Source organism: Streptomyces sp. CWNU-52B (assembly GCF_047444975.1).
Classification (GTDB): domain Bacteria; phylum Actinomycetota; class Actinomycetes; order Streptomycetales; family Streptomycetaceae; genus Streptomyces.
Window position 1 is genome coordinate 1 of sequence record NZ_JBLFJV010000071.1, and the last position, 509, is coordinate 509.

The following is a 509-nucleotide window of genomic DNA, read 5'->3' on the forward strand; positions in this document are numbered from 1 at the left end:
GGCCATGATCGGCGTCATGGTCCGTCGGCTCACCCGGGGCCGTGCTGCGACGCGTCCCGGCCCACGACCGCTCGTGCGGCACTCCCCGTAGCCAACCTGCCGGCCCCTCGCCATGACAGCTGCTGTCGGCGAGCTACAGAGCCAAAAACCCCTCAACCACACTTTTCAGGGTAGGCGGCACGTCGGCCAACTCCGAGACGATCAGGCGGACATCCCGCTCAAGTTCAGGGGACTCGCTCCAGACTTCCGCACTTCTGGTGAGCACGGCGGCCAGCAGATCGCCCTCGTACATGTCGCCTTCCGCCAGTGGGTCGACCCGGAGAACCTCCACCGCCAGGGGCAGGAGATAGGCAAGGCCCACGTCTTGCCTGATCAGCAACCGCATGTCCTCAACCGTCAGGCCACCGATCGGCTTGCGCCGAAGCCCGCGCACGGTCGCCATCAGCCGGGTTTCACCGCCCGACGGGACCGACCAACGGTCGCGCTCAAGCTCCTCAAGGGAACGGTCA

At 66.8% G+C, this 509-nt stretch carries 1 protein-coding gene; it reads right to left on the bottom strand.

Going from position 1 to position 509, the window contains the following annotated elements; translation table 11 throughout:
- Positions 1 to 133: 133 nt before the first annotated feature.
- Positions 134 to 509: contact-dependent growth inhibition system immunity protein (locus tag ACLVWQ_RS40440; protein ID WP_414114332.1), on the bottom strand; the 376-nt coding region annotated here is incomplete at its 5' end.